General features: G+C 59.9%; 6 protein-coding genes. All 6 read right to left on the bottom strand.

Annotation, left to right across the window (positions count from 1 at the left end; genetic code table 11):
* Positions 1–288: 288 nt before the first annotated feature.
* The gene (locus DWW03_RS13090) at positions 289–663 is read right to left on the bottom strand and encodes a BACON domain-containing protein (RefSeq protein WP_022061680.1); all 375 of its coding nucleotides are present in this window, start codon (positions 661–663) and stop codon (positions 289–291) included.
* 34 nt (positions 664–697) lie between these two features.
* Positions 698–2,578, bottom strand: coding sequence for a RagB/SusD family nutrient uptake outer membrane protein (locus DWW03_RS13085; protein WP_022061679.1), 1,881 nt, complete (start codon positions 2,576–2,578; stop codon positions 698–700).
* 20 nt (positions 2,579–2,598) lie between these two features.
* A complete protein-coding gene (locus tag DWW03_RS13080) occupies positions 2,599–5,613 on the bottom strand; it encodes a SusC/RagA family TonB-linked outer membrane protein (protein WP_022061678.1) in 3,015 nt (1,004 codons plus the stop codon).
* Entirely contained in the window at positions 5,543–5,956 is a 414-nt protein-coding gene (locus DWW03_RS13075; RefSeq protein ID WP_118406843.1) for a DUF4974 domain-containing protein, read from the bottom strand. The genes DWW03_RS13080 and DWW03_RS13075 overlap by 71 nt, the downstream gene beginning before the upstream one ends.
* 38 nt (positions 5,957–5,994) lie before the next feature.
* Positions 5,995–6,999 (bottom strand): FecR family protein, encoded by a 1,005-nt coding sequence (locus tag DWW03_RS13070; RefSeq protein WP_259301993.1) that lies wholly within the window; start codon positions 6,997–6,999, stop codon positions 5,995–5,997.
* An 87-nt stretch (positions 7,000–7,086) separates the two neighbouring features.
* Positions 7,087–7,677 (bottom strand): RNA polymerase sigma-70 factor, encoded by a 591-nt coding sequence (locus tag DWW03_RS13065; protein ID WP_118406841.1) that lies wholly within the window; start codon positions 7,675–7,677, stop codon positions 7,087–7,089.
* Positions 7,678–7,699: the final 22 nt, after the last annotated feature.

Genomic DNA, 7,699 nt, shown 5'->3' with positions numbered 1-7,699 from the left:
AGTCCCGTCGCGAAGAGCGTGCGGAACAGGGTGCGGCTTGGGTTCGATTTCATAAGTTCAATATTAGAGGTTTCTTGATTGGCGGTTGTCGTGTCCGAAAATCACCCGGTTCGTCCCCTTTGTAAAACGGGAAGTTTCGTTTTGCAAAGGAAAGAGATTGCGAATGCTTTCGTGAATTTTTACAAAAGTAATTATTTTAACGGAGCAAACGAACGCGGAAGGCATAAAAAAATGTCACAGCAGTATGAATTTGTGACATTTTTTCTGGTTACGGGTCGTGGCGGGCGGTTACCTGCGGCCTTTACCGGCCGCAGATTCCGGAACGACAGTTTCCTGCTCCACGCCGATGGTGCGTGTTTCGTTCCCGCAGGTGACGGTCAGCGTGGCTTTGCGGGGTGCGCCCGTTTCGTTGGTCGTGTAGGTCATCGTGATCTCGCAGGGACCGGCCGCCTCCGCGGGCGTCACGGTCATCCAGTCGGGAATGCCGGTCAGCGTCCATGCGCCGGGGGCCGATACGATCATGCGCTGCATGCCTTCCTGTTGGGAGAAGGTCCATTGGGCCGTCGATACGGCGAAGTCGGGGGTTTTCACTTCGTCGTCGTCGCATCCCGTTACGGACAGTGCGGCCAGGCCGACGAGTATTGAACAGAGCAGTTTTTTCATCTCTTTATCTTGTTGTTTGGCGTGTGACAATGGGTTAATAGCCGGGGTTCTGCACCAGGTTGGGATTCTTGTTGATCTGGCTCATGGGAATGGCCAGCCAGTAGCTCTTCGGCGCTTCGAAGACGCGGACGCGGCCTCCCTGATTGGCCGGGATCACCTGGTAGAAATCCTCCTGGGTCTTGCCGTCCCGGTTCCACGAGCGGGGTTCCTTGTTCATCACCTCGGGAGCCTCCTTCCAGCGGCGCAGGTCGTGGAAACGGCGTCCTTCGAACAGGAATTCGATCGAACGCTCCTGGTGCAGCACCTTGCGCAGTTCGCTGCCCGAGGGAATGCCGCCCACCAAGGCCCACGAATCCTGGAAGCGGGGCAGCCCGCAGCGTTTGCGCACCCGGTTGAGGTATTCGAGGCTCAAGGGGCTCAACGACCCGTTGTATTCGAAGTCCGCTTCGGCGTAGTTGTAGAACAGTTCCGGAAGCCGCAGGTAGGGATAGGCGTATTTGCGGTAGTTGTAGGAGTTCTTCGACTGGTTGTAGGTGCTCGATTTGTGAATCCATTTCTGGCAGAGGTAACCCGTGCAGCTCTGGTATTCGTCGGTCTCCTTGAGCGTCGAGCCGTGCAGTTCGCCGCCGCGGAGCTGGAGCGTGAGGATTTTGTCGTCGATCTCGAACGTGCCGCGGTCGAAACCGATCGAGGCGTAGAAGCGGGGTTCGCGGTTGCGGTGCAGGCGGGCGGTGTTGTCGCCCGGGGCGACGCTGTACAGGTCCTCGTCCTTGGTCAGCGGGTCGACGTCGAGCGGCAGCCCGTTCTTGGTGTAGTACATCTCGACGGCCTCCATCGTCGGCACGAGAGTCGTTTTCCAGCCTTTCGACATGTTGCCCTTGATCGAACGCGGTCCGCCGTAGCGCTGCAAAGCCTGAATGCCGCTCTGCGCGCCTTTGGCCAGGATGAATTCGGCTCCGTTCCAAGGCTCTTCGACGAAGGTGTCGTGGTAGTTCTTGCGGCCGCGTTCGTCGTCGGGCAGGCTCGAATCGGCCGAGGTGTAGAGGTCGTATTTCGGCTTTTTCGTGTCGGGATTGATCTCGTCCGCGAGGGCGATCGCCGCCGCTGCCGCGTCCAGCGCCCGTTTCCACTTTTCCGGATCGTAGGTCGTGCTCATCAGGGGCGTGCCGTCGGGGTTGTTGAACCCTATGTAGTCGGGATTGCCGTTGACCAGCGGCGAGGCGGCGTAGAGCAGCAGGCGGGCCTTGTAGCTGAGCGCGGCCATTTTCGTGGGAAGTCCCAGTTCGGACTCGCCGACCACGTCGGGCAGCAGCCCGGCGGCCCGGTCGTAACACTCGGCGATGTACTTCACGCACTCGTCGTAAGGCGTCCGCGGAGTGAGGATCTCCGATTCGGGCGCGTCGATGGGAATGAACTTCTTGACCAGTACGATCGGTCCGTAGTATTCGAGCAGGCACTGGTGGTAATATCCCACGAGGAACCACGCTTCGCCCGCGTAGCGGTCGGCGTTTTCCTGCGAGACTGCGGGAACTTTGTAGATGTTGTCCAGCAGGTAGAAACAGTAGCGTATGCCGCGGTAGATGTCGTAGTTCGTGCCGCCGCTGGTGCAGTTCGGGGCCCAGCGGCCGAAATAGGTCAGGTTGGCGTTCTCCTCGCCGTAGAGCAGGCTCTTGCTCGAAAAATAGTAGGTCGTGCCGCGCGCTCCGGTGATGAAGTCGTCGCCGGCGAACTGGTCGGGCGACCAGTCGTACCCGATCAGGTTGGGCATGTAGGTCTGCATGTAGTAGCGGTAGTTCTCGGCCTGCTCCTCCGTTTTCCAGATATCCTCTTCGGTGGCTTTGCCTTCGGGCACCACGTCGAGGTAGGAGCAGGAGCATAGCAGCAGCAGTGAAAGTGCGAAGATTATCTTTTTCATGGTCTTTTGCTGTGTTTGGGTTAGAAATTGAACTGGAATCCGAGGTTGTACGTCCGCTGGAGCGGGTATCCCAGGCCGTTGCCCGAACCCTTTTCGGGGTCCCAGTACTTGAACGGGGCGAAGGTCAGCAGGTTGGTTCCCGAGACGTAGACGCGCATTTTCTTGTAGGTGTAGCCGATCTCGGCGGTCTTCAGGCGCAGCATCTTGCCGTTGCGCACGTAGAGCGTGCTGGCCTTGGTGTTGTTGTTGTTCCACAGCGGCGACAGGCGCGGGTAGAGAGCCTTGGGATTGGGGTCGTCCTCGCTCCAGTGTTCGTCGGCGATCCACTGCATCAGTCCCGAACCGGGCGTCGCGGCTGTCGCGAAGGGGTGGTAGTTGTACATGAGGATCGACACCTTGCCCTGTCCCTGGAAGAAGGCCGAGCAGTCGAATCCCTTGTATTTGAGCGAAAAGCCGAATCCGTAGATGATCTCCGGGACGGTCGGGTTGCCCGTCCAGCACATGTCGTTGTCGTCGATGATCTTGTCATCGTTCAGGTCGCGGTATTTCACGTCGCCCGGGCGGATGGGGTAGGTCGTGGCGTAGATGTCCTGCGAGGGCGAGGAGGCGATCTCTTCCTCGTCCCTGAAAAGCCCTTCGGCGATCAGGCATTGGATCGAGTTGATCGGATGTCCGGCCTTGTACTGGTAGGCCCATTTGTATTTGGGTTCGTCCATTTCGACGATCTCGTTGTGGGCGTAGGTGAACGTGCCGCGCAGCGAGAGGATCAGGTCCTTCGAGAAGGCCTTGTTGTAGTCGACCGAGATGTCGACGCCGCTGTTGTCGACCTTGCCGATGTTGGCCCACGGCGTGATGCCCGACATGCCGAAGGTCGAGGGCAGCGACGTGCGCTGCATGAAGATGCCCGAGCGTTTCTCCTTGAACCAGTCGAAGATGATGTTCAGGCTGTCGAACAGGCCGATCTCCACGCCGATGTCGAGTTTGCGGCTCTCCTCCCACGTGGCGTTGGGGTTGCCGTAGACGGAGAGGATGGGACCGTACTTACGCTCGAAGTTGTTGCCGATATAGACGTCGTAGCCCTGTCCCATGTCGACGGTCGTGAGGTAGGGGAAGCGGTCCGCATAATCCTTCGAGATCACGTCGTTGCCGACCAGTCCGTACGAAGCGCGGAGTTTGAACAGGTTGACCTGTTCCTTGATCCCCTTCCAGAACGGCTCGTTCGAAATCACCCAGCCCACGGCCACCGACGGGAAGAATCCGAAGCGTTTGCCCGCGGCGAAGTTCTCCGAGCCGTTGTAGCCGAAGTTGGCTTCGAACAGGTAGCGTTTGTCGAAGCCGTAGGTGACGCGTCCGGCGAGTCCCTGCTGGCGGTAGGGCAGCGCGGCGTACTCCTGCTCGTCCGAGATGTTCATGTTGCGCTCCTTCTGCATGTAGACGATCGTCGCTCCGACATCGTGTTTGCCGAACGTGCGGGCGTAGTCGATCTTGGCCTGGAACGCCAGCTCGCGGTAACCGTCCTTGCCGCGCGTCGTGCCCAGGTAGGTGGTTCCGGTGTTGGTCGAGTTGCTGGTGTAGCTGTAATTGCCCGCCTCGTCGATATTGTAGTCGGTCAGCTGGTACATGAACGGCGTGAACGAACGGTAGACGGCCGAGTAGACGCGGTTGTAGAAGGTCGCCATGCCCGTTGCGCTCAGGCCCTTGGTGATGAAGTCGAGGTTCTGGTTGACGGTCAGCGCCGAGGTGAAGTGGCCGCGGAACTGGTCGCCGTAGCCGCGGCACAGCTGGGCGTAGGGGTTGGTGAAGAAGCCGCTGTTCCAGGCGTTGTTGGTTCCGAAGCGCACGAACGTGTCCGATTCCTCGCCGGGCAGCGTCGCGGGGAATTCGCAGGGCATGCCGGTCATGGCGTAGGCGAAGAGGTCAGAGACGCTCTGGATCGGGGCGTGGCGGTAGTGCAGCTGGGTGTTCATCTTCAGCGATACGCGGGTGGTCTTGGTGGCGTCGGCCGAGACATTGGCCTGGAACAGGTATTTCTGGGCGTTGATGTTGGTGTCGAATTTCGAGGCTTCGGGCTTGCGCATGATGCCGTTCTCGTTGTAGACCGAGGCGTTGAGGAAGTAGTCGATCTTCTTGGCTCCGCCCGTCATGTTGAAGTTGAAGTTCTGGTTGAAGGTGCAGTCCTTGAACAGCATGTCGTACCAGTCGACGTTGGGGTAGACGTAGGGGTCGAGTCCCAGTTTGGTTCCCATGATCTTCTCGTTGCTGTAATAGGGCTTTTCGCCGCGCGTGGTGCGGGCCTCGTTGAAGGTCTCCATGTAGGTGATGCCGTCGGCGACCTTCGGAACGCGGGTCGGGGCCGAGGCGCCGAACTCGGCGCGCAGGTTGATGGTCATTTTCTCCGAGTCGCGGCCGTTTTTCGTGGTGATGATCATCACGCCGTTGGCTCCGCGCGAACCGTAGAGGGCCGTGGCCGTGGCGTCCTTGAGCACCGAGAACGACTCGATGGTCTCGGGCGGGATGTTGTTGAGCATCTGGTTGGTGATTTCCACGCCGTCGAGGATCAGCAGCGGCGACTGTCCCGATCCGAAGGTCGAGATTCCGCGGATCCAGAAATTGGCGCCGTCGGCGCCCGGCTCGCCCGATTTCTGCACGGCGATCACGCCGGCGATCTTGCCGCTGAACGAGGTCGAGAGGTTGCTCGACGAGGTTTGCAGGTCGCTCGGCTTGACCGACTGCACGGCGCCCACGAGCGACTCTTTCTTCTGCACGCCGAAGCCGACCACCACCACGTCTTCGAGTTTGTTCGAAGCGTCGGCCAGCGTGATGAGTTTGAAGAGGTGGATGTCCCGGACGGAAATTTTCTTGGTGTCGTAGCCCAGGAACGAAACGGTGACCGTCTTGGCCGAAGCGGGCACGGTCAGTTTGTAGTTGCCGCCGGCGTCGGTGGTCGTGCCGACGTTCGTGCCCTCAACATAGATGTTGGCTCCGACGATGGGCTGGTTGTCGGCCGAGGAGATGACCGTTCCGGCGACGGTCATCTCCCCGTTCGGGGCCGTCGGGGCGGAGACCGGCGAGCGGCGGGAGATGGTGACCAGTTTCCCCCCCCCCTTTGACGGTATAGCGCAGCGATTTGTCGAGCACCGTGTCGAGCACGGTCTGAAGCGTCGCGTCCTTGAACGTTGCCGTGACCGGCCTGCTGACGTCGACGTCCTCGTTTTCGAAGAGGATCGAGTAGCCGGTTTGCCGCTCCACCTCTTCCAGCACCGTTTTCAGCGGAACGCTCCGGAAGGCTTTGGTGACGGTTTGCGCGTTGAGGGCGACTGTCAGCAGCAGGCACGGGATCAACGCTGCAATCTTCTTGAATAGGAGATTTACATGCATAAGTTTTAAGATTTAGGTTTGTTTGGAAAGAAGTTTTTTCAGGGTTCGGTTTTTCGGGGGCGGCTGTCGACGCGGTAACCGCAGGTGTCGCGCCTGACGCTGATCGGCAGGATGTCGCACAACCCGCCCATGATTGATTCGATGTCCTGCGCCTCGGTGATTGATATGCGGAAGGTCTTGTCGTCGAACGCGTCGGTGCAGAGTTCGATCTTCACGTCGTATTCGCGGGCGAGCCGCCGGAGCAGGGCCGGGAGGGAGATCGCGTCGTAGCGGATGATGCCGTCGATCCAGCTGCGGAACTGGTCGGTGTCGACCTGCCTGCGCGACGCCTCCATCGTCCGGCAGTCGTAGGTGATCAGGTCGCCCGGAACCATCGTTTCCGTGCTGCGGGACGATTCGAATTGCAGCGAGCCTTCCATCAGCGCGGCCAATACGTCGGGGTCTTCGTCGTAGGCCGAGATGTTGAACCGGGTGCCCAGCACGGTGAACGTGCAGCCCCGGGCCTGCACCCGGAAGGGGAGGTCGGCGTTGCGGGCCACCTCGAAGTAGGCTTCGCCCGAAAGGCCGATGTCGCGCGACGAGCGGTTGAAATCCGACCGGTAGCTCAAGGTCGATCCGGCGTTGAGCCACACCTGGCTGCCGTCGGGCAGCGATATGCGGCTGTTGGTTCCCTGGGGAGCCTGTACGGAGAACATTTGCACGGGGTCTTCGGTGTGTATGAGGTGCCGGGTGGTGAAGGCCGAGATCAGGATGAGCACGGCTGCTGCCGCCGAGAACCGCAGCCAGCGCCGGCGGGCGCGGATTCGGTTCTCGCGCCGTTCTATTTTTCCGTTGAGCCGGGCGAGCGAACGGAGGACGTCGGCCGACGGCACGTGCCGTTGCTTCCATTCGCGTTCCCATTCGCGCATCAGGGCGGCGTTTTCCGGCGAGGCGGCGAGGAATCCGAAGAGTTCGCACTCTTCTTCGGGGGCGATGGGTCCTTCGAAATAGCGGACGGCGAGTTCTTTCAGGCTTTCGTTCATGGGGTCGGTTGTTGTACGCATACATACATACAACAATCGGGGCGGATTTTACCCCCCCCCGGTTCCGGAAAAATTCGCATATTTTTTGAAATTCGCCTCTGGAAGGCTTCAGGACGGCTGGTTCATCAGCCAGGCGAGGATCAGTATTTGCAGGTAAATGGATTGTTCGCGTTCGAGGGCTTCGGCGAAGATGCGCAGGGCGCGCTGGATGTGCCGCTCGACCGTATGCAGGGAGATGTGGAGCCGTTCGGCTATTTCCCGGTTCTTCAACCCCTGGAACCGGCTGAGCAAAAACACTTCGCGGCAGCGTGCGGGCAGCGAGTCCATGATGCGCTGTATCTGCTGTTCCAACTCCTGGTACAGGTAGGGATGCCCGTTTTCGGCGAAGGAGAAATCGTAGTTGTAAAGACGCTCCTCCCCGATTTTCGCCCGGGCCAGGCAGCTGATCGTGTATTTGTCGACGATGCTTTTGTGCTTCAGGTAATTGAGGCATCGGTTGCGGGTCATGGCGAACAGCAGCATGCGGGCCTCTTCGGGGTCGAGGGGGGCTTGCCGGTCCCACAGCGCCATGAAGCAGTCGTGAACCAGGTCCTGCGCCTCGATGGGGTTGTTGACGAAACGCAGCGCATAGGCCGTCAGCCGGGGTTGGCAGTCGATGTAGAGCCGTTCGAAATCATACCGTTTGGATTCGCTGTGCATTTGTCGGGTCCGTCCTGATGCT

The sequence above is a fragment of the Alistipes sp. AF14-19 genome, assembly GCF_003461645.1.
GTDB lineage: Bacteria > Bacteroidota > Bacteroidia > Bacteroidales > Rikenellaceae > Alistipes > Alistipes shahii.
Note: the sequence above shows the minus strand (reverse complement) of the source record. Positions and strands in the feature narration are given on the sequence as shown.